Consider the following 20,561-nt stretch of genomic DNA (forward strand, 5'->3'; position numbering starts at 1 on the left):
TGAGGCCCAGTGTGCCCGGTGACCCCGGCTAATCTTCCTCCGTGCCAACCATGACGCTCGGAGCGCCCAGCTTCCCAGGTGCCCCGCCGCGTCACGAGCCGAAAACCGTCCCCTGGCGCGCGGTGCTGGGCGTCGTGCTCAAGTTCGCGGCCGGTGCCGTCCTGGCCGGGGTGCTGATCTGGCTGATGGCCGGGCACGCCTCGCAGGACAGCATCGTCCGGCTGCTGCGGTTCTGGATCTTCGGCATCACGCTGCCGGGCACGATCCTGTGGCGGCTGGCCAGCCCGTTCCGGCACAACCTGATCGAGGACTTCGCCGCCGGCTCACTGGTCGGCGTCTCCGTGCTCCTGCTGGTCTACATGGCCGTGGCGCCGCTCGGGCTGCAGCAGTGGGCCTGGCTGTGGGTCGCACCGGTGCTGATGGTCGCGGTCGCCGTACCGGCCTGGCGCCGGCGCTGTCTGAGCCGGGTGGAGCGTCCGGTCAACCCGCTGACCGCCTGGCTGATCGCAGGGGCCTGTCTGCTGCCGATCTACGCGACCGGCCGCTACCGCAATCTGCTCCCCGCGCCGTACACCGACGCCCGCTCGAACTCGCCGGACATGGCCTTCCACCAGGCGCTGGCCGCGAGCGCGAAGTACGACTTCCCCCTGCAGGCTCCGTACCTGCAGGGCGAGCAGATGGACTACCACTACTTCTGGCACCAGTTCACCGCCGCCACCTCGTGGGCGACCGACGTGGACCTGACCGACCTCGTCTACACGATCGGCTGGATCCCGCTGCTGCTGGCCGGGTGCGCGCTGATCTTCGCGCTGACCGACCGGATCGCCCCGGGCTCACGCTGGGCCGGCCCGCTCGCGGTCGCCGTGGCCGGCATCGGCGGCACGATCAACGCCTACCCGACCGTGACGCTGCCCGCCGAGGGCCTGACCAACTACGTCTGGGGCAGCCCGACGCAGAACCTGGGCGGCGGTCTGCTCGCGCTGATGGCCCTGCTCGGCATCGACCTGCTGCGCGGCCGCAGCGCGCCCGGCACGTGGGTGCTGTTCGTGCTGATCGGCGTCGCGGCATCGGGCTCCAAGGCGACCGTGCTGCCGCTGATCATCTGCGGCCTCGGGCTGGTCCTGTTCATCCGGCTCTTCTACCGCCGCTTCGCCACCGGGGCGCTGGTGCTGATCGGCGTGCTGAGCGCGGTCTTCCTGGGCGCGATCGTGGTCGTGTTCGGCAACCACTCCTCCGGGCTCGCGGTCCGGCCGTGGGTCACCTTCGCCAAGATCGGCGTCTACCCGCTGGTGGCCAAGGAGGTCGGCTGGGGCGAGTACGACCACGGCGCGATGTGGATCAGCGGCATCGTGGTCTGCCTGTCGCTGCTGCTCGGCTCGGCCGGCCTGCTGGTGCTGGTCGGTACGACGGCCCGCTGGTTCCGCGACCCCGGGATGATCTTCCTGGTCGGCATCGCGATCGCCGGGTTCGGCGGGATGGTGCTGACCGACCAGCCCGGCACCAGCCAGATGTACTTCCACCGCACCGCCGTACCGGTGATCGCCGCGCTGGCCGCGGCCGGTGCCTGGATGCTGGTCTTCTGGTTCGCCGACCGGCGGTCCGGGATCGCTGTGCTCGCCTCCGTGCTCGGCGGCGCGGGCGCGACGTTCCTGGCCCGGGCGATCACGAAGGCGAACCCGGGTGAGGGCAAGCCGTTCCGCCGTCCGGACGGCACGCTGACCGGTCTGGTCGCGCCCTGGGTGTGGACGATTCTGCTGCTCGCCGTGGTCGCCGGCCTGGTCACCGGGCTGTGGAAGCTGGCGAAGCGCCGCGGCCGGCCGAGCCGGATCGCGATGGCGTCGTTCGTGCTCGCCGGGATGGGTGCCGGACTGCTGCTGCCGGTCCAGACCATGCTCAACTACCGCCCGGTCGAGCTGCAGCCGCTGAGCGACAAGTACACGCTGGGCCCGACGCAGACCCAGACCGACGCCGCGCACTGGCTGCGCGACCACACCTCGCCGACCGACCTGATCGCGACCAACGCGCACTGCGCGATGAAAAACGCCTCCGGCTGCGACGTCCGGCACTTCTGGATCTCCGCGCTGTCCGAGCGGCACGTGCTGGTCGAGGGCTGGGGCTACACCAACACCATCAACGACCTGGTCGCCGCCACCGGCAAGAGCGCGAACGGCCTGCCGTTCTGGGACGAGCAGAAGCTCGAGGACAACGACCGGGCGTTCGTCTCGCCGACCCGCGAAAACCTGCGGCTGCTGCGCACGAAGTACGGCGTGCGCTGGCTGTACGCCGACCCGACCCAGACCGCCGTCTCGCAGAACCTGAACTCCCTGGCGACGCTGCGCTACGCGGCACCGGACGCGCTGATCTACGAGTTGCCGTGACCACTCATCGTGACGGCGAGGTACCTCTTCGTGGTCCGGCCCGATTAAGGTGACGCGCATGTCGAAGGCGAGGCGGCGCGGGCCGAGAGAACGCGGCGCCGGCTCTCTCGCGGGCCTGCTCGCCGCCGTACCGATCGCCGTCCTGACGCTGGTGATGATGGACCGGCACGCTCCGGTGCTCGACGTGCTGAAGTTCACCGCCTTCGTTCTGCTCGGCGTCGGCCTGCCCGGCCTGGTGCTGTGGCGGCTGATCGGTGCCTACCGCCGCAACCTGGTCGAGGACTGCGCAGCCGCCTTCGCCGTCGGTACGTCGGCGCAACTGCTGGTCTATCTGGCCAGTTCGTCCGTGGGGCTCCAGCGCTGGTCCTGGCTGTGGGCACCGATCGTCCTGGTCGTCGGAGTGATCGACAGCGACGTCCGGGCTCGGGTCTGGCGCCGGGTGGAGGCCCCGCTCGCGCCGCTCACCGCCTGGCTACTGGCGGCGTCCGCGGCGCTGGTCCTGCTGCTGATGTACGCGAAGGGACCGGGGCGCTACGCACCGGCGTACACGGATCCGAACGTCAGCTTCCCGGACATGGCGTTCCACCAGGCGCTCGCGGCGAGCGCGAAGAGCGACGTACCGATCGTGCCGCTGTGGGTCTTCGGCGAGCCGATGAAGTACCACACCTTCTTCCACCAGGTGGCCGCGGCGACCTCCTGGTCGACCGGCATCGACCTGACCAACCTGCTCTACTCGCTGCTGTGGGTCCCGCTGGCTCTGGCCGGCTGTGCGCTGGTCTTCACCCTCACCCAGCGCTTCCTGGTGAAGCCCGGTGAGGAGCCGCACCCGGGTGCGGTCTGGGCCGGGCCGTTCGCCGTCCTGCTCGCCGGAGTGGGAGGCACGCTGCAGCCGCTGCACGACATCTCGCTGGGCAACATCTCGATGGCCTCCAGCCAGTACCTGAGCCCGACGCAGAACCTGGGCATGATGCTGGCTCTGCTGCTCGCCGTACTGGCTGTCGATCTGCTGCGGGCCCGGCCGGTGCGGAGCCGGTGGATCCTGTTCGTCCTGGTCGCATTGGCGTCGTCGGGGGCCAAGGCGACGATCCTCCCGCTGGCGGTCTGCGGGTTCGGCCTGGTCTTCCTGGCCCGGCTGGCGACCCGGCGCTCGACCGGGCGGGCCCTGGTCGGCGGACTGATCGTGCTGGTGATCTTCATCGCCGCGGCGATCGCTGTGTTCGGTGGTGAGTCGTCCGGCCTGCAGATCAAGCCCGGACAGCTCTTCATCCAGCTCCAGCCGTACGCCGCGCTGCGGCACGGCACCGGGGTGGACCGGGCCGCGCAGCTGCTCAGTGCGGCGACGACTACCGCCGCCTGGGGTCTGGCGGTGGTCGGAGTGCTGTTCCTGCGCAGGTTCTGGCGTGATCCCGGAGTGGTGTTCCTGGCCGGTGCGGCGATCGGCGGCTTCGCGGCGAGCGTGCTCACCTCGCAGCCCGGGGTCAGCCAGGTCTACTTCTACCGGACCGGTTTTCCCTTTCTGGCGGTGCTTTCCTGCCTCGGGCTGGCCCGGCTGGCCGACAAGCTGGGCGACCGGCGCAGCGGCGTACTGGTGGCTGCGGCGGCCGGTCTGGGTCTGCTCGGCGCCGGACTGGCCAGGGTGGCCTCGGAGGGCGTAAACGGCGTGAAGGTGCCGTTCCTCCTGACCTTGCTGGCTTTGCTGGTGGCCGGACTGGTCGTGGCCATCGCGTGGAGACTCGGACGCCGCAGCGGTGGTCTCGTCACAGCAGCCCTGGCGTCGCTGGTCGCCGCCTGTATGGCCGGCTCGACCTCACTGCCCCTGCTGACGCTGGTGTCCGACCAGGCGACGCTGGTCATCTACGGCAAGGTCTCCGGCGGCGGACCGACTACAGCCGAGGCCGACGCGGCCCGCTGGCTGCAGGCGAACACCAGCCCCGACGACCTGGTCGCGACCAACGCGCACTGCATCGTCCAGCGCGGCGACGTCTGCGACAGCCGCCACTTCTGGATCGCCGCCTTGTCCGAGCGGCAGCTCCTGGTCGAGGGGTGGGCGTACACGAACCGCGCCAACCGCATCTCGGTCAGCCAAGGCGGCAACCCCAGCCTGCTGCAGTTCTGGAGCCGCGAGGTCCTGGCCACCAACGACGCCGCCTTCAGCTCCCCCTCCGCACCGGTCATCGACCGCCTCCGCCGCTACGGCGTCCGCTGGCTGTACGCCGACCACCGCGCCGGCGGCGTGTCCCCCGACCTCAAGCAGTACGTCCGGCTCCGCCACGCGACGCTGGACGCGACGATCTACGAGATCAGGTAGTCCGGGCCAGCAGCTCGAAGAGGTGGTCCGCCACGCGGACCCGGCCCTGGCCGTCGACCAGCTGCCATCCGGCAGCGGCCAGGCGGGCGCGCTCGGCCGGGTCCTGCAGCAGCGGACCGAGTACGGCGGCAGCGGCTGAGGGGTCGGCCTTGAGGTCCGAGAGGACTCCTACGCCAACGGCCGCGCCGGTGGCCACCGTGCGCTCGTAGCCCATCACCTGGTTGTCGACGACGCAGACCAGGCCGGCCGTCGCGCCGAGGCACAGCAGCTCCCAGGTGGACGTGCCGGACGCGCTGATCACCAGGTCGGACGCGACGACCGCCTTGGCCAGCTGGGACGTCGGACCGATCACCTCCACGTGTTGGCCCGGCTGCAGGTGCACTGCTCCGATCGCCTCGGCCAGCTCGTCACCCGGTGCGATCACCAGCGCCTCGAACGGCACACCGGTCGCGGCGAGCGCCTGGACGACGTACGGGCCGGCGCCGAAGGCATCGGTGCCGCCGAAGAACGCGAAAACCTTCGGTACGCCGCCGCTGCGCGGTGCCGGCGGCTCGGCGGGACGCAGCTCGAGGATCTCGTTGCGCAGGAGCACGTAGTCGAGCCCGGCCAGCCGGATCGCGCCTTCGGGCAACTCCGGGCTGTCCAGCTCGGAGCCGAGGTTCTGGTCGACCAGGATGTCGGCCACCGCGCCGCCGTACCCGCCGTCGACGATCGCGAGCGACGGCAGCCCCGACGCCCGGACCGCGGCGAAAACGGCCGGGTCGAGGTCGTAGGAGTCCCACACCACCGCGGTCAGCCCCAGCCGCCCGAACAGCTCGAGGTGCTGCTCAGCGGTCCAGACCGCCGGCTCGACCGCGATCCCCCGCCCGCGGATCTGCTCGTCGGCCCACGGCACCGTGTGGCTGTCGCACACGAACACCACCTCGGCACCCCGCCGGACCAGCTCCTCGGCCAGCGCCAGACTGCGCATCACATGGCCGATCCCCCGCGTGGGGCCCACGTCACACCTGACACCGATCCGCACAGTCACGCCCAGACCGTACCGAACGGCGGAAACGTTCTGGGACGGCGGCGAACTTCTGGGGCTGCAGGGGCGTCTGTCCAGGGGCGGGCCAACCGGTGATTGAGGCTTCCGAACCGCGGCCCGCTATCGTACGGAGTTGCTGCTCAGCGGGTATACGCTCCGCGGCTGTCCGGAACTGTCCCCTCAGAAGGGTCCTACTCGACGTGTCCATCCTCACCGGCTCCGACATCCTCGTCACCGGAGGCACCGGCTCCTTCGGCAAGGCGTTCATCCGCTACGCGTTGGACAACCTGGACCCGCGCCGGATCATCATCTTCAGCCGCGACGAGCTCAAGCAGTGGGAGGTCCGCCAGCTGTTCGGCGACGACCCGCGGCTGCGGTTCTTCATCGGCGACATCCGTGACCGCGCCCGGCTGAACCGCGCCATGCACAAGGTCGACTACGTCGTGCACGCGGCGGCGCTGAAGCAGGTCGACACCGCGGAGTACAACCCGTGGGAGTTCGTTCAGACCAACGTGGTCGGCTCGCAGAACGTGATCGAGGCCTCGATCGACTCCGGCGTGAAGAAGGTCGTCGCGCTGTCCACCGACAAGGCCTCCAGCCCGATCAACCTGTACGGCGCGACCAAGCTGACCGCCGACAAGCTGTTCATCACCGGCAACCACTACGCCGCGGCGTACGAGACCCGGTTCTGCGTGGTCCGCTACGGCAACGTGATGGGCTCGCGCGGCTCGATCATCCCGAAGTTCCGCGCCCTGCACGAGGCCGGCCAGTCGCTGCCGATCACCGACCTGCGCTGCACCCGGTTCCTGATCACGCTGCCCGAGGCGGTCCAGTTCGTGGTCGACTCGTTCGAGCAGATGCAGGGCGGCGAGCTGTACGTGCCGCGGATCCCGTCGATGAAGATCACCGACCTGGCCCAGGCGATCGCGCCGGGCGCCAAGATGCACGACATGGGCCTGCGCCCGGGCGAGAAGCTGCACGAGGAGATGATCAGCCCGGAGGAAGGCCGCCGCGCGCTGGCGATCGGCGACCGCTACGTGCTGCAGCCGGACCTGGCGACCTGGGGTTACACCCCGCCGGCCAACGGCGTCCCGGTCGCGGACGGCTTCCACTACACCTCGGACAACAACGAGGAGTGGTACACGATCGAGGAGATCACCAAGATTCTCGAGAGCGACGTCTGAGCCGATGCTGCCCTACGGACGCCAGTCGATCAGCGACTCCGACATCGAGGCGGTCAGCGCGATCCTGCGCGGTGACTGGCTGACCACCGGCCCGGCCGTCACCGCGTTCGAGAACGCCATCGGCGAACTGGCCGGCGGCCACCGCGCGGTCAGCTGCACCTCCGGCACCGCCGCCCTGCACATGGCGTACGCCGGTCTGGGCGTCGGCCCGGGCGACGAGGTGGTCACCACCCCGATGACGTTCGTGGCGACCGCCTCCTGCGCGGCGATCCTGGGCGCGAAGGTGGTGTTCGCCGACGTCGAGGAGGACACCGCCCTGCTCGACCCGGCCGCCGTCGAGGCGGTCGTCACCGACCGCACCAAGGTGATCGCCGCGGTCGACTACGCCGGTCACGCCGCCGACTACGACGCCCTGCAGCCGATCGCGGACCGCGTCGGCGCGAAGACGCTCGGCGACGCCGCGCACTCGATCGGCGGCACCTACAAGGGCCGCCCGGTCGGCGACCTGGCCGACGTCACCACGCTGTCGTTCTTCCCGACCAAGAACCTGACCACCGGTGAGGGCGGCGCGGTCGTCGCCAAGGACCCGGCGGTGGCCCAGCGGGTGCACGAGTTCCACCACATCGGCGTGGTCCGCGACCCCGAGCGGTTCGAGCACACCGATGAAGGCTCCTGGTACTACGAGGTGCACGAGCACGGCCTGAACTACCGGCTGACCGACATCGCCTCCGCACTCGGCCTGTCCCAGCTGAAGCGGCTGGACGCGTTCAAGAAGCGCCGGACCGAGATCACCGCGCGCTACAACGAGGCGCTCGCGGGCGTCGACGGACTCCGGACCCCGACCCAGCGCGACCACGTCGACCCGGCTTGGCACCTGTACCCGGTCCGCATCCTCGGCGGCCGCCGCCGCGAGATCTTCGACGGCCTGCGCACGGCCGGCATTCTCGTCCAGGTCAACTACATCCCGGTCCACTGGCAGCCGGTCTTCGCGAACGCCGGTTACCAGCGCGGCATGTGCCCGAACGCGGAACAGTTCTACCGCGAGGAGATCTCGCTGCCGATGTTCCCCGACCTGACCGACGCGGACGTCGATCGGGTGATCGAGACGCTGACGAAGCTGGTCTCCTAGCCCCACCTGTGATCACGTTCTTGGTGGAGAATCAGAGAATTGACCACTGTGACATCTGACCAGTCCCCGGAACAGCCTGCTTCGGAGGGCGTCGGCAGTACGCCGAGCGCCCCCACGCACGACCCCGGCATGACGTCGCTGGCCGACTCGGACAGCCCGGGCCGGGCTCAGACCGACGGCGAGGCACCGGCCCGTTCGGTGATGATCGCCGGCGAGATGCTGAACTGGTCCGACCTGCACCCGACCGACGGCCGCCCCGCGGTCTCCGGCCCGGTGCCGGCCGAACTGCTCGCGGCCGTCCTCCGGCCGACCGACTCCGTGCTCGTCGCCGGTCCGCACGCGCTGGACCTGCTCGAGCAGATCGCCAAGACGGTGGCTTCGGTCGACGTTCTGACCCGTTCGGCGCCCGACGCCGAGGAGATCGCCGAGGCGCTCGGCGTCCGCGTCTTCTGCGGGTCGCTGGACCACTTCGGCCCCGAGCACGGCGAGGCGTCGTACGACGTGGTCGTGGCGCTCGACGGGGTGCCGAGACTGGTCGGGCCCGATACTCTGGTGATGCCGTGGGCGGACGGGCTCGCGACGCTGAAATCCCGGCTCGCCCCGGGAGGACGGCTGCTGCTCGGCGCCGAGAACAGCTTCGGCATCGAACGGCTGGTCCAGCCCGACCCGACGATCACCGTGCCGCGGGACGCCGACTGGCCGGCGGACGTGCGCGGCGACACCTTGGCGCCCGCCGGGCTGAAGGCGGTGCTGGCCGCGCTGGAGGCTGCCGAGCTGAGCGTGACTCGGACCTACGCGCTCTACCCGACGCTGGTCGAGGCTTCGATCGGCCTGAGCCCGGTCGACGGGCCGCTGGCGGCCGCGGTGGTCGCTCGCGTGGTCGCGGCCCGGTTCAGCGGACCGACGCTGACCGACCCGTACCGGACGACCCAGGAGGCGCTCGCCGCCGGGCTGGGGAGCGAGCTGGCTCCGGGCTGGTTCTTCGTGATCGGCGCGGACGCTCCCGCCGTACTGCCTGACGGCGCGGTTCCGGCCGGGCCGGGTGTGTTGCTGGAGGAAGAACTCTTCGCCGCGCTGCGGGTCGACGACCAGGCGGCGATCCGGCGTACGGTCCCGCTGTACGTCGAGTGGCTGCGGGCCCAGGAGCCGTCGGTCGCGGCCGTCGCTTCGGCCGACAACGTGATCAGCGACGGTACGGCGTACCGGGTGTTCGGCGACGCGGAAGCCGTCGAGGTCCGCGGTGACGCACTGGTGGTCGCCCACCTCGGGCGCTTCGTCCGGCGGTCGCTGGAAGCGGGCTCACGGCAACCATGGGCGGTGGGCAGCGGTCCGCGTGAGCTGACCGCGCGACTGGCCTCGACGGCCGGGATCACCGTCACCGACGGGCTCTGGGCAGCGGTTGCCGAGAACAACGAGATGGTCCGGCCCCAGGGCAGCGCCGAGCAGCTGCAGACGATCGCCCGGCTGGCGCAGGAGCTGGCCGACGCGAGCGCGCAGGCGACCTGGTTCGAGGGGCAGCTGAAGGGGATCCGGCGGTCCAAGCCGTACCGGGTCGGTCAGGCGGTGCTCAACCCGGCCCGGGTCGTGGTCAAGCGCGTCCGCCGCGTGGTGCGCTGATGCATCACGCCAACCACTTCTACGGCCACGCGCACATCATGGCCCGGTACGCCGGGCTGCCGGCCGGTGATCCGCCGACCATCTGGGGCTACCTGCAGCACGGCTGGAACATCCTGGACGGCTTCGCGTACAACACCGCGTTCGTGCCCGGGATGCCGAAGTTCGTCTGGTCCGACACGGTCCGCCGGCGCGGCTGGTCGATGGGCCTGCGCGACTACGCCGTGATCGGCGCGGCCTGGCTCTACCTGCTCGAGCTGCACCCCGAGCTGGCCGCCCCCGCACCGGACGCGGCCGGCACGATCTTCTACCCGTTCCACGGCTGGGAAGGCCAGAACGTGCTCGGCGACCACGCCGAGATCGTTGCCTCGATCAACGAACACGAAACCGGGCCGGTGACGGTCTGCCTGTACTGGAACGAGTTCGGCAACGAGGCGATCCGGCAGGTCTACACCGACGCCGGCTTCCGGGTGATCACCCACGGATACCGCGGCCTGCACTGGCAGAAGACCGACGCCGACTTCCTGCTCAAGCAGCTCAAGGAGCTGCGCAAGCACCGCCGCGTCGCCTCCAACCGGCTCAGCTCCGCGGTGCTCTACGGTGCGTCGATCGGCCTGCAACCGGGCGTGTACGGCGACCCGATGCTGCTGGAGAACGAGCATCCGTCCTTCGGTGGCCAGGCCCGGATCCGGCGGCTGTGGCCGGAGCTGAACCAGCCGTACGTGCCGCTCGACGTGGCCCGCGCGTTCACCGACGCCGAACTCGGCGTCGAGCACCTGGCCGGACCGGCCGAGATCCGTGACCTGTTCCGCTGGAACCACGACCCGGCGACCCTGGTCGACCCGAGAACTGCGAAGGTGTTGTCATGAAGATCGGGATCATCACCCAGGCCCGCGCCACCAGCACCCGGCTGCCGGCCAAGGTGCTGCTGACCGCCGGTGGCCGCACGTTCCTGCAGCACCACCTGGACCGGCTGGCGGCGACCGGCCTGCCGGTGATCGTGGCCACCACCACGAACACCGACGACGAGCCGATCGTCGAGCAGACCACCGCGGCCGGGTTCCCGGTCTTCCGGGGCAGCGAGCTCGACGTGCTGTCCCGGTTCGCCGGCGCGATTCGCGAGCACGAGCTGGACGGCGTCGTCCGGGTCACCTCGGACTGCCCGCTGATCGACCCGGCGGTGGTCACCGAGGGTGTCAACCGCTTCCGCACCGAGGCCGCCGAGAACCTCTACGTCTCGAACTGCCTGGAGCGGACCTACCCGCGCGGCATGGACTACGAGGTGTTCTCCGCCGAGCGGCTGCTGCGCGCCGACGCCGAGGCGACCGTCCCGGCCGACCGGGAGCACGTCACGTCGTACCTGCACCAGAACCGGACCGGCGACATGCGGCTGGTGAACCTGCCCTGGGAGGGCGGCGACGCCTCGCAGTACCGGCTCACGCTGGACACTCCGGACGACCGGCGGCTGCTCACCACGCTGATCGAGGACTTCGGCGCGGCGGAGCTGAACTGCGCGGATCTGGTCGCGATCATGGGCAAGCACCCCGAACTGCACGCGCTGAACGAGCACATCGAGCAGAAGAAGCTCGGCGAGTAGGCCCTGCGCGCCGGGCGGCGGGCGGGGATTGGCGGACACGCACTACCGCGCGCCCTGACATCGCCGGGCGCGCCTACGGCATGATTTACGGTGATGACCACCGACGATCCAGGACCTGAGCGCGCCCGCTCCTTCGGCGCCGTCGCGGCCGCGTACGACGCGGGCCGTCCGACGTTCCCCGTCGAGGCGCTGGCGTGGGTGCTCGGCCAGGCATCGGTGCAGGGCCGTCGGCAGGTGCTGGACCTGGGCGCCGGGACCGGCAAACTGTCCGCCGTGGTGGCCGCGCTCGGTCACGACGTGGTCGCGGTCGACCCGTCGGAAGAGATGCTCACGGTCTGCCGCAAGATCCCCGGCGTGGACACGATGGTCGGCGCGGCCGAGTCGATTCCGCTCGCGCACGGCTCGGTCGACGCCGTGATCGTCGGGCAGGCCTTCCACTGGTTCGACCACGCCCGGGCCCTGCCGGAGATCGCCCGCGTCCTGCGGCCGCACGGCGTAGTGGGGCTGCTGTGGAACCACTACGACACCGTGGTGCCGTGGGTCCGGCGGCTGCACCGGGCCATCCTGGGCGAGGACTTCCTGGCCGGCGCCGACCAGTTCGACCCGATGCCGATCCTGCTGCAGTCCGACCTGTTCGGCCCGGTGGAGACCGGCCGGTTCCGGCACTGGCACGACCTGGACCGCGGCGGCCTGCGGCAGCTCGCGCTCTCGCACTCCCGCGTCTCGGTGCTGACCGAGTCCCGCCGCGAGTCGGTGCTCGAGCAGATCGACGCGATCTACGACGGCACCGCCCGGCCACCGGAGCCGCTGCGGATGCCGTACTTCACCAACTGCTACCGCACCTGGCCCAGCGACCTGGCCAACTACCAGCGCACCCTCGACGCGCCGGTCGCGCCACCGCTCTGAGCCCTCGGCAACTTTTTGGTCGCGGTGGGTCACAAACGCCGCTGTGAGGGCTACCGTGCATCTGTTCGTTCCCGACTGAGGGGTGCAGATGGAAGACGACGCAGTGCGTGAGCGGGACGCCCGCGCCTACGAAGTGGTGCACGAGGCGGCCGACTTCACCGAGCTGAAACGCCGCTACAAGAACTTCGTGGTGCCCTGGACGGTCACCTTCATGGTCTGGTACCTGGCCTACGTGGCCTGCAACAACTGGGCCCGCGACTTCATGAGTACGCAGGTGTTCGGCCACATCAACGTGGCGCTGATCTTCGGGCTGCTGCAGTTCGTCTCCACGTTCGTGATCGCGTTCGTGTACGGGCGGTTCGCGAACCGCAAGCTCGATCCGCTGGCCGCCGGGCTGAACGCGAAGTACAAGAGGGAGCGTCGTCGGTGAACACTCTGCTCATCCCCCTGGCCGACGCCGAGCCCGGCAACCAGGCACTGACCATCTCGCTGTTCACCGCCGTGGTCGCGGTGACGCTCTACATCACCTGGTGGGCCTCGCGGCAGAACAAGACCACCGCCGACTACTACGCCGGCGGCCGCTCCTTCAGCGGCGCCCAGAACGGGCTGGCCGTGGCCGGCGACTACATGTCGGCGGCGTCCTTCCTGGGCATCTCCGGCCAGATCGCGCTCTACGGGTACGACGGCTTCCTGTACTCGATCGGCTTCCTGGTCGCCTGGCTGGTCGCGCTGCTGCTGGTCGCCGAACTGCTGCGCAACTCCGGCCGGTTCACGATGGCCGACCAGCTCGCGTTCCGGATGAAGCAGCGGCCGGTCCGGACCGCCGCGGCGTCCTCGACGATCGTCGTCTCGATCTTCTACCTGCTGGCCCAGATGGTCGGCGCGGGGTCGCTGGTCGGGCTGCTGCTCGGCGTGACGAGCGAGGGCCTGAAGGCCGGCGTGATCGTGCTGGTCGGCGCGCTGATGATCGTCTACGTGACGATCGGCGGCATGAAGGGCACCACCTGGGTGCAGATCGTCAAGGCCGTGCTGCTGATGACCGGCACGCTGCTGATCACGTTCCTGGTGCTGCTGAAGTTCGACTTCAACCTGTCCAAGCTGCTCGGCGCCGCCGCGGACAACTCGGGCAAGGGCGAGGCGTTCCTGCAGCCCGGCCTGCTCTACGGCAAGGACCTGATCGGCCAGATCGACTTCCTGTCCCTCGGCCTGGCCCTCGTGCTCGGTACGGCGGGTCTGCCGCACATCCTGATCCGCTTCTACACCGTGCCGGACTCCCGGTCCGCGCGGCGTTCGGTGCAGTGGGCGATCGGCCTGATCGGCTCGTTCTACCTGATGACGCTGGCACTGGGCTTCGGGGCCGCGGCCCTGCTCGACACCGGCAAGGACAGCGCAGTCGCCGCCTCGAAGGGCAACACCGCCTCGGTCCTGCTGGCCGAGATGGTCGGTGGTGGGCCCGGCTCGGTCGGCGGCGCGATCCTGCTCGCGCTGATCGCGGCCGTCGCGTTCGCCACCATCCTGGCGGTGGTCGCCGGACTCACGCTGACCTCGGCCTCGTCGTTCGCGCACGACCTGTACGTGAACGTGATCGCCAAGGGCAAGGTGACCGAGAAGAACGAGATCCGGGTGGCCCGGTTCGCCGCGATCGGCATCGGCGCGGTCGCGATCGGGCTGGCGATCCCGGCACAGAAGCTGAACATCGCGTTCCTGGTCGCGCTGGCCTTCGCCGTCGCCGCCTCGGCGAACCTGCCGGCACTGCTGTTCAACCTGTTCTGGAAGCGGTTCAACACCTCCGGCGCGACCTGGAGCATCTACGGCGGCCTGGTCTCGGCCGTCGTGCTGGTGATCTTCTCGCCGGTCGTGTCGGGCTCACCGACCTCGATGATCACCGGCGCGGACTTCTCCTGGTTCCCGCTGTCCAACCCGGGCATCGTCTCGATCCCGCTCGGCTTCCTGCTCGGCGTGATCGGCACCCTGGTCGGCAAGGACCGCTCGAGCGAACTGCGCTACAACGAGCTGTCCGTGCGCGCCCTCACCGGCGCGGGCGCGGAGGGCGCCGGCAAGCACTGACCGTCAGATCCGGAAGAGCTGACTGAAGCGGGTCAGCTCGGTTTTCGGCCCGTTGATCCCCACCAGGCCGTCCGCCAGCGCTTCGGCGGGCGTGACCGTGCCGTCGAGCAGCGGGGTCAACGGGCCGAACGCCTCGATCACCAGCGTCGGCTGGTCCGCCGCGCCCGGGTGCACGGCCAGGTCGTCCCGGTCGACGATCGCGTGCACCACCACCTCGCCGAACCGCACCTCGTACGTCGCTTTCGCCCTGCTCGCCGCCGGCTGGAACGTCGACCGCAACGCCATCACCAGGATGTCGGCGTCGGCGATCTCCCCCGGCCGCAGCTCCCCGAGCGAACGGGCCCCCCAGCGGCCCAGCTCCAGCACGACCGCGTCCAGCGCCTCGCCGTACGGCGTGAGTTCGTAGACGATCGCCCGGGACGGGCTCGGCTCGATCCGGCGGCTGACGATGCCGGACGCCTCGAGCTCCTTCAGCCGGGTCGCCAGCACGTTGGTCGGGATCTTCGGCAACCCCTTCTTGAGATCGGTGTAGCGCTTGGGGCCGACCAGCAGGTTGCGGATCACCAGCAGGGCCCAGCGCTCGCCGACCAGCTCGAGCGCGCGGGCCACCCCGCAGTACTGCCCGTACGTCTTTGCCGTCATGCGGCCACTCTACTTGACAGACTTTGCTTGTTTTTATGAAGCTTGCTTCATGGCGACCATGAGCAAGCAAGCGCGTGAGGAATTCCTGGCCGGCCCGCACGTGGGGGTGGTCAGCGTGAGCGGCGCGGACGGGCAGCCGCCGACCAGCGTTCCGACCTTCTACGCCTACGAGCCGGGCGGACTGATCACGATGTTCACCGGCACCCAGCGGCGGTCGCCGAAGCGGATCGAGCGGATCAAGGCGGCCGGCGCGGTCACGCTGGTCGTGCAGCGCGACGAGCCGCCGTTCGCGTACGTGACGGTCCAGGCGGAGCTGGTCGAGATCGGCACACCGACCGCCGAACAGCTGGTGACGATCGCCCGCCGGTACATGCCGGAGGAGCACGCGGTCGGATTCGCGCAGAGCGAGCTGGGCGATCCAGGCAGCCTGATCACGTTGTTCACCTTCCGCCCGACCCGGTGGTTCAGCTCGGACACGTCAACGGACTGACCGGTCACGAACCGTTGACGCTCGCGCAGCGCTGCCGTAACAATGAGCCAGCGCTGCGCAAGAACTGGGCAAGATCAAGCAACTTCTCAACACTTCTTGGCAGCGGCTGTCCCCCTCACCCCCGCCCATCAGGAGAGGCCGGATGCCATGAGAACCAGAGCCGGAAGGTGGCGCCTGCTCGCCACCGTGCTCGCCAGCAGTCTGCTGTTGTCCGCCGGACCGGTTGCCGGTCTCGCACAGGACGGCGCGGCCGGTACCACCGCCGCCGCGGCCGTGCTCGCCGGTCCGAACCTGGCGGCCGGCAAGGTCGCCGCGGCCAGCACGAGCACCCAGAACTACGCCGCGTCGAACGTGACCGACGGAAACCAGAGCAGCTACTGGGAGAGCGCCAACAACGCCTTCCCGCAGTGGGTCCAGGTCGACCTGGGCGCGTCGGTCAGCACCAACCAGGTCGTGCTCAAGCTGCCGACGTCCGGCTGGGGCTCTCGCAACCAGACCCTGGCCGTCCAGGGCAGCACCGACGGGCAGAACTTCAGCGACCTGTCCCCGTCGGCGTCCCGCGCGTTCACCGCGCCGGGCAACACCGTGACCATCGACTACGGCGCCGCGACCGTCCGCTACGTCCGGATCCGGATCACGGCGAACACCGGCTGGCCCGCGGGACAGCTGTCCGAGCTGGAGGTCTACGGACCCGCAGCCGGTGACACCCAGGCTCCCACCGCCCCGGGCAACCTGTCGTTCACCGAACCCGGCGCCGGCCAGATCCGCCTCACCTGGACCGCGTCGACCGACAACGTCGGCGTGACCGGCTACGACCTGTACGCCAACGGCCAGCTGCGCACCAGCCTCGGCGCCGGCGTCACGACGTACACCGACACCCAGCCGGCCTCCGCGGCAGTGACCTACTTCGTCCGCGCGAAAGATGCCGCAGGCAACCAGTCGCCGAACAGCAACAGCGTGACCCGCGGCGGCAGCTCCGGTTCGGGCAGCAACCTCGCGCTGCGCAAGCCGATCACGGCCTCCGGTTTCGTGCACACGTTCGTCGCGACCAACGCCAACGACGACAACGTCACGACGTACTGGGAGGGCAATGGCAACCCGGCCACGCTGACCACCGAGCTCGGCTCCAACGCCGACGTCAGCTCGGTCGTCGTCCGGCTCAACCCCGACAGTGCCTGGGGCAACCGCACCCAGACCTTCTCGATCCTCGGCCGGGAGCAGAGCGCGACCGGGTTCAGCACGATCGCGGCCTCCGCGGCGTACAACTTCAGCCCGGCCTCGGGCAACACCGTGACGATCCCGGTCAGCGCGCGGGTCGCCGACGTCCGGCTCAACTTCACCGGCAACACCGGCGCCCCGGCCGGCCAGGTCGCGGAGTTCCAGGTGATGGGCGTGCCCGCCCCGAATCCGGACCTGACGCTCGCGAACGTGTCCTGGACCCCCACCTCGCCGGTCGAGACCGACACGATCACGGTCCGCGCGACGGTCAGCAACACCGGGACCGCCGGCTCCCCGGCGAGCAACGTCAACTTCTACCTCGGCGAGACCAAAGTCGGTACGGCGAACGTCGGCGCGCTCGCGGCCGGTGCCTCGGCCACCGTCAGCGCGGCGATCGGCAGCCGTGACGCCGGCAGCTACCCGCTGAGCGCGAAGGTCGACGAGGCGAACACCGTCGTCGAGCAGAACGACGCGAACAACTCGGCGAACAGCGCGTCGCCGTTGGTGGTGACCCCGGTGGCGAGCTCCGACCTGGTGGCGGGCGCGGTCACCTGGACGCCGGGCAACCCGTCGGCCGGCACGAACGTCGCGTTCTCCGTTGCCATCCGCAACCAGGGCAGCATCGCGTCGGCCTCCGGCGCGCACAACATCACGCTGACGCTGCTCAACGGCAGCACGGTGGTCCGCACGCTGACCGGGTCGTACACCGGCACGATCGCCGCGGGTGCGACAGCTCCGGCCGTTTCATTGGGTAGCTGGCCCGCCGTCAATGGGCGGTACTCGGTGCGCGTCGTCCTGGCTGACGACGCGAACGAGCTGCCGGTCAAGCGGACCAACAACACCAGCGAGCGGCCGTTCTTCGTTGGCCGCGGCGCGAACATGCCGTACGACCAACTGGAGGCTGAGGATGCTGCTGTCGGCGGCGGGGCCTCGGTGGTCGGGCCGAACCGGACCATCGGCGACCTCGCCGGCGAGGCGTCCGGGCGGCGTGCGGTCACGCTGAACAGCAACGGGTCGTTCGTCGAGTTCACCACCCGGGCCAGCACGAACACGCTGGTGACGCGGTTCTCCATCCCGGACGCGCCCGGTGGCGGCGGGATCAACTCGACGATCAACGTGTACGTCAACGGCGCGTTCCACAAGGCGCTGCCGCTGACCTCGAAGTACGCCTGGCTGTACGGTGCGGAGGCGAGCCCGAACAACTCGCCCGGCTCCGGACCGGCCCGGCACATCTACGACGAGGCGAACCTGATGCTGGACGGGACGTTCCCGGCCGGCACGAAGATCAAGCTGCAGAAGGACCCGGCCAACAGTACGACGTACGCGATCGACTTCGTCAACACCGAGCAGGTCGCGCCGATCGCCAACCCCGGGGCTGGGTTCGTGACGCCTGGTGGGTTCACGCACCAGGACGTGCAGAACGCTCTGGACCGGGTGCGGCAGGACGCTTCGCTGCAGGGGGTCTACCTGCCGCCGGGCGAGTACCCGACGTCGAGCAAGTTCACCGTGTACGGCAAGGCCGTGAAGGTCGTCGGCGCCGGGCCGTGGTTCACCCGGTTCGTTGCCCCGGTCAACCAGTCGAACACCGACGTGGGCTTCGACGCGCAGTCGTCGGCGAACGGGTCGACGTTCAGTGGGTTCGCCTACTTCGGCAACTACGACAGCCGCAACGACGGCCCGGGCAAGGTGTTCAACTTCGCCGGTACGTCGAACATGACCATCGACAACATCTGGGTCGAGCACCAGATGTGCCTGTACTGGGGCGCGAACACCGACAACTCCACGATCCGCAACTCACGCATCCGCAACATGTTTGCCGACGGCATCAACATGACCAACGGGTCGTCCGGCAACACGGTCAGCAACAACGAGGCCCGGGCCACCGGTGACGACAGCTTCGCTTTGTTCAACGCCACCGACAACGGCGGCGGCGAGGTCCGCGACAACGTCTTCGAGAACCTCTCGTCGACGCTGACCTGGCGAGCGGCCGGCTTCGCCGTCTACGGCGGCACCAACAACATCTTCCGCAACCTGTACGTCGCCGACACGCTGGTCTACAGCGGCATCACGATCAGCTCGCTCGACTTCGGCATCCCGATGAACGGCTTCGGCGCCACTCCCCCGACCCGCTTCGAGAACATCTCGGTGGTCCGCGCCGGCGGCCACTTCTGGGGCGCCCAGACCTTCCCCGGCATCTGGATCTACTCGGCCACCAAGATCTTCCAGGGCATCCGCCTGACCGACGTGGACATCGTCGATCCCACCTACTCCGGCATGATGTTCCAGACCGACTACGTCGGCGGCAGCCCACTGTTCCCGGTCGCCGACACCGTACTCACCAACGTCACGATCTCCGGCGCCCGCAAGTCCGGCGACGCCTTCGACGCCAAATCCGGCTTCGGCATCTGGGCCAACGAACTCCCCGAACCCGGCGAGGGCCCGGCCCGCGGCACCGCGACGTTCAACAACCTCACGCTGACCAACAACGCGGTGGACATCAGGAACACCACCACGACGTTCACGATCGTCCGCAACTGATTCGATCACCAAGAACGGCCGCCGACTTCTGGTCGGCGGCCGTTCCTACCTCGCACAACGCGGACCCGGCTCGTCCACCGTCCGGTGGGCTGCCGGGTCTACTTCCGAAGGACTCGTGTCCTTGGCGAGTCCACTGTCTCTGGTCGAGCTGCTCAGGTGGAGGGCAGATTGGGATCTGCCCCGTGGCGTTTGCGACGGCCGACCAAGTAGGCGGCGCCGGTGAGCGCGGCGAGGGTCAGGCAGGTGTAGCCGGCGTAGCGGCTGAATTCGGCGTCCGACTTCTTGGACTGGGTGGCTCCGGCCGGGCGGGCCTGGGTGGGGTTGGTGATGACGTACTCGACCTCTTGGATGCCGCCGGGGTCGGGGACTCGGGATTCTTCGACGCGATCTTCGGCTTTGACCCTGGTGGTGACTTCGTGACCGTCCCCAGCGGTGAAGCGGACTTCGAGGTAGCGGTCGCCGAAGCCGCCTGGGCCGTCGTCGTAGCGGAGGATCTGGGCGGTGGCGGTGGCCAGAGGGGCCTCGAAGGCACCCTGGTCGGCGGAGAAGTAGCCATCGGCGAAGCAGACGGCGGCCATCAGGGCGAAGAAGGCGACGAGGCTGCCGGGGATCAGCGGTTGGCCTCGGCGGCGCCATTCCAAGGTGTCCGAGGTGGTGGCGGCATGCTTGGCGGTCGAAGGGGCGGTGGGGAGGACACCGGGGACCGCGGCGGGGCTGATGCCGCGGATCCAGAGGACCACGAAGACGAGGCACGCGTAGACGGCCCACGCGGTGACGGTGCCGAGGCCGGCCATCGCGCCGGTGAAGAAGTAGTCGCCGACGGAGGCGCCGACGACGACGGCGATCAGCGCGAAGACACCGCCGAGCGCCGCGGCGAAGCCGAACAGGCCGAAGAGGAAGGCGAAAGGGACGGCACCGCCGGTCGCCTCGCCGAGCAGGTAGAGGCGGCAGGGGCCGACCCAGAAGATCAACCTCAGCAGCCGACGCATGCCTGAGGATCTCAAACCGCTGGGGTCGAGGCCTGGCCCGGCGCGGCTGGGCTACAGGTCGTCCGCCACGCGGTAGAGGATCTCGCCGGCCTCCAGCACCTTCGCGCGGTCCTCGGGGGTGAGGTTGGCCAGGATGGTGGTGAGGGCCTCGGTGGCGTCGGCGCGCATGTGGGCGACGGTCTCGGCGCCCAGCTCGGTCAGCTCGACCGCCGTCGCGCGTCCGTCGAGGGAGTCGGCGCGGCGGCGGACCAGCCCGGAGCTCTCCAGGACGGCGACGGTGGTGGTGGCGGTCGGCTGCGAGCAGGGCACCCGGTTGGCGATCGTGCCGATCCGGACCGGCTGTTCGCGGGCGATCACCAGCAGGGCGATGAACTGGGTCGGGTGCATCGATGTCGACATCGCGGTCCGGCGGAGGTGCCGGACGATCCGGTGCATCGCCACCATCAGGTGGACTGCCTGCTCGTCCAGCACGAT

General features: G+C 69.8%; 16 protein-coding genes. 12 read left to right on the forward strand and 4 right to left on the reverse strand.

Annotation, left to right across the window (positions count from 1 at the left end; translation table 11 throughout):
• Positions 1 to 50: 50 nt before the first annotated feature.
• Together BWI15_RS29940 and BWI15_RS29945 are read left to right on the forward strand one after the other, a co-directional pair.
• A complete protein-coding gene (locus BWI15_RS29940; RefSeq protein WP_077017885.1) occupies positions 51 to 2,378 on the forward strand; it encodes a hypothetical protein in 2,328 nt (775 codons plus the stop codon).
• A 58-nt stretch (positions 2,379 to 2,436) separates the two neighbouring features.
• Complete coding sequence (locus tag BWI15_RS29945) at positions 2,437 to 4,686, forward strand: hypothetical protein (RefSeq protein ID WP_077017886.1); 2,250 nt, start codon at positions 2,437 to 2,439, stop codon at positions 4,684 to 4,686.
• Here the strand turns inward: BWI15_RS29945 and BWI15_RS29950 are convergent.
• Positions 4,679 to 5,716 carry a PseG/SpsG family protein gene (locus BWI15_RS29950; RefSeq protein ID WP_077017887.1) on the reverse strand — a complete coding sequence of 346 codons (1,038 nt, stop codon included), beginning with the start codon at positions 5,714 to 5,716 and terminating at the stop codon, positions 4,679 to 4,681. The two genes, BWI15_RS29945 and BWI15_RS29950, sit on opposite strands and share 8 nt — an antisense overlap.
• A gap of 197 nt (positions 5,717 to 5,913) precedes the next feature.
• On the opposite strand from BWI15_RS29950, the gene pseB reads away from it, so the two are divergent.
• The 8 genes from pseB (at position 5,914) to BWI15_RS29990 (ending at position 14,210) form a co-directional block, all read left to right on the forward strand.
• A complete protein-coding gene (pseB, locus tag BWI15_RS29955) occupies positions 5,914 to 6,897 on the forward strand; it encodes a UDP-N-acetylglucosamine 4,6-dehydratase (inverting) (RefSeq protein ID WP_077017888.1) in 984 nt (327 codons plus the stop codon).
• Between the two features lie 4 nt (positions 6,898 to 6,901).
• Positions 6,902 to 8,026: a UDP-4-amino-4,6-dideoxy-N-acetyl-beta-L-altrosamine transaminase gene (gene pseC / locus BWI15_RS29960; protein WP_077017889.1), complete on the forward strand. Its 1,125-nt coding sequence runs from the start codon at positions 6,902 to 6,904 to the stop codon at positions 8,024 to 8,026.
• Between the two features lie 48 nt (positions 8,027 to 8,074).
• Positions 8,075 to 9,643: a hypothetical protein gene (locus tag BWI15_RS29965; protein WP_237771523.1), complete on the forward strand. Its 1,569-nt coding sequence runs from the start codon at positions 8,075 to 8,077 to the stop codon at positions 9,641 to 9,643.
• The gene (locus BWI15_RS29970) at positions 9,643 to 10,509 is read left to right on the forward strand and encodes a hypothetical protein (protein WP_077017890.1); all 867 of its coding nucleotides are present in this window, start codon (positions 9,643 to 9,645) and stop codon (positions 10,507 to 10,509) included. The genes BWI15_RS29965 and BWI15_RS29970 overlap by 1 nt, the downstream gene beginning before the upstream one ends.
• Positions 10,506 to 11,237: a cytidylyltransferase domain-containing protein gene (locus BWI15_RS29975; protein ID WP_077017891.1), complete on the forward strand. Its 732-nt coding sequence runs from the start codon at positions 10,506 to 10,508 to the stop codon at positions 11,235 to 11,237. The genes BWI15_RS29970 and BWI15_RS29975 overlap by 4 nt, the downstream gene beginning before the upstream one ends.
• Before the next feature lie 93 nt (positions 11,238 to 11,330).
• Positions 11,331 to 12,143, forward strand: coding sequence for a class I SAM-dependent methyltransferase (locus BWI15_RS29980; RefSeq protein WP_077017892.1), 813 nt, complete (start codon positions 11,331 to 11,333; stop codon positions 12,141 to 12,143).
• A gap of 88 nt (positions 12,144 to 12,231) precedes the next feature.
• Complete coding sequence (locus BWI15_RS29985; RefSeq protein ID WP_077017893.1) at positions 12,232 to 12,573, forward strand: DUF485 domain-containing protein; 342 nt, start codon at positions 12,232 to 12,234, stop codon at positions 12,571 to 12,573.
• The gene (locus BWI15_RS29990; protein WP_077017894.1) at positions 12,570 to 14,210 is read left to right on the forward strand and encodes a solute symporter family protein; all 1,641 of its coding nucleotides are present in this window, start codon (positions 12,570 to 12,572) and stop codon (positions 14,208 to 14,210) included. The genes BWI15_RS29985 and BWI15_RS29990 overlap by 4 nt, the downstream gene beginning before the upstream one ends.
• Positions 14,211 to 14,213: 3 nt before the next feature.
• Here the strand turns inward: BWI15_RS29990 and BWI15_RS29995 are convergent, their stop codons facing one another.
• Complete coding sequence (locus tag BWI15_RS29995) at positions 14,214 to 14,852, reverse strand: winged helix-turn-helix transcriptional regulator (protein ID WP_077017895.1); 639 nt, start codon at positions 14,850 to 14,852, stop codon at positions 14,214 to 14,216.
• 58 nt (positions 14,853 to 14,910) lie between these two features.
• Here BWI15_RS29995 and BWI15_RS30000 point away from each other — a divergent pair, with 58 nt between their 5' ends.
• Positions 14,911 to 15,342, forward strand: a complete 432-nt coding sequence (locus BWI15_RS30000) for a pyridoxamine 5'-phosphate oxidase family protein (protein WP_168197398.1) — start codon at positions 14,911 to 14,913, stop codon at positions 15,340 to 15,342.
• Between the two features lie 147 nt (positions 15,343 to 15,489).
• Positions 15,490 to 19,098: a discoidin domain-containing protein gene (locus BWI15_RS30005; RefSeq protein ID WP_077017897.1), complete on the forward strand. Its 3,609-nt coding sequence runs from the start codon at positions 15,490 to 15,492 to the stop codon at positions 19,096 to 19,098.
• A 152-nt stretch (positions 19,099 to 19,250) separates the two neighbouring features.
• On the opposite strand, the gene BWI15_RS30010 is transcribed toward BWI15_RS30005, so the two are convergent.
• Together BWI15_RS30010 and BWI15_RS30015 are read right to left on the reverse strand one after the other, a co-directional pair.
• Positions 19,251 to 20,087: a hypothetical protein gene (locus BWI15_RS30010; RefSeq protein ID WP_077017898.1), complete on the reverse strand. Its 837-nt coding sequence runs from the start codon at positions 20,085 to 20,087 to the stop codon at positions 19,251 to 19,253.
• A 51-nt stretch (positions 20,088 to 20,138) separates the two neighbouring features.
• Positions 20,139 to 20,558, reverse strand: a complete 420-nt coding sequence (locus BWI15_RS30015; RefSeq protein WP_083751245.1) for a MarR family winged helix-turn-helix transcriptional regulator — start codon at positions 20,556 to 20,558, stop codon at positions 20,139 to 20,141.
• Between the last annotated feature and the right edge of the window lie 3 nt (positions 20,559 to 20,561).

It is taken from the genome of Kribbella sp. ALI-6-A (assembly GCF_001984195.1).
Classification (GTDB): domain Bacteria; phylum Actinomycetota; class Actinomycetes; order Propionibacteriales; family Kribbellaceae; genus Kribbella.

What these genes read in the sequence shown, in the direction of transcription:
- BWI15_RS29940 (WP_077017885.1), top strand. Translation starts at nt 51, where the DNA reads ATGACGCTCGGAGCGCCCAGCTTCCCAGGTGCCCCGCCGCGTCACGAG.
- BWI15_RS29945 (WP_077017886.1), top strand. Translation starts at nt 2,437, where the DNA reads ATGTCGAAGGCGAGGCGGCGCGGGCCGAGAGAACGCGGCGCCGGCTCT.
- pseC (WP_077017889.1), top strand. Translation starts at nt 6,902, where the DNA reads ATGCTGCCCTACGGACGCCAGTCGATCAGCGACTCCGACATCGAGGCG.
- BWI15_RS29970 (WP_077017890.1), top strand. Translation starts at nt 9,643, where the DNA reads ATGCATCACGCCAACCACTTCTACGGCCACGCGCACATCATGGCCCGG.
- BWI15_RS29975 (WP_077017891.1), top strand. Translation starts at nt 10,506, where the DNA reads ATGAAGATCGGGATCATCACCCAGGCCCGCGCCACCAGCACCCGGCTG.
- BWI15_RS29980 (WP_077017892.1), top strand. Translation starts at nt 11,331, where the DNA reads ATGACCACCGACGATCCAGGACCTGAGCGCGCCCGCTCCTTCGGCGCC.
- BWI15_RS29985 (WP_077017893.1), top strand. Translation starts at nt 12,232, where the DNA reads ATGGAAGACGACGCAGTGCGTGAGCGGGACGCCCGCGCCTACGAAGTG.
- BWI15_RS29995 (WP_077017895.1), bottom strand. Translation starts at nt 14,852, where the DNA reads ATGACGGCAAAGACGTACGGGCAGTACTGCGGGGTGGCCCGCGCGCTC.
- BWI15_RS30000 (WP_168197398.1), top strand. Translation starts at nt 14,911, where the DNA reads ATGAGCAAGCAAGCGCGTGAGGAATTCCTGGCCGGCCCGCACGTGGGG.
- BWI15_RS30005 (WP_077017897.1), top strand. Translation starts at nt 15,490, where the DNA reads ATGAGAACCAGAGCCGGAAGGTGGCGCCTGCTCGCCACCGTGCTCGCC.
- BWI15_RS30010 (WP_077017898.1), bottom strand. Translation starts at nt 20,087, where the DNA reads ATGCGTCGGCTGCTGAGGTTGATCTTCTGGGTCGGCCCCTGCCGCCTC.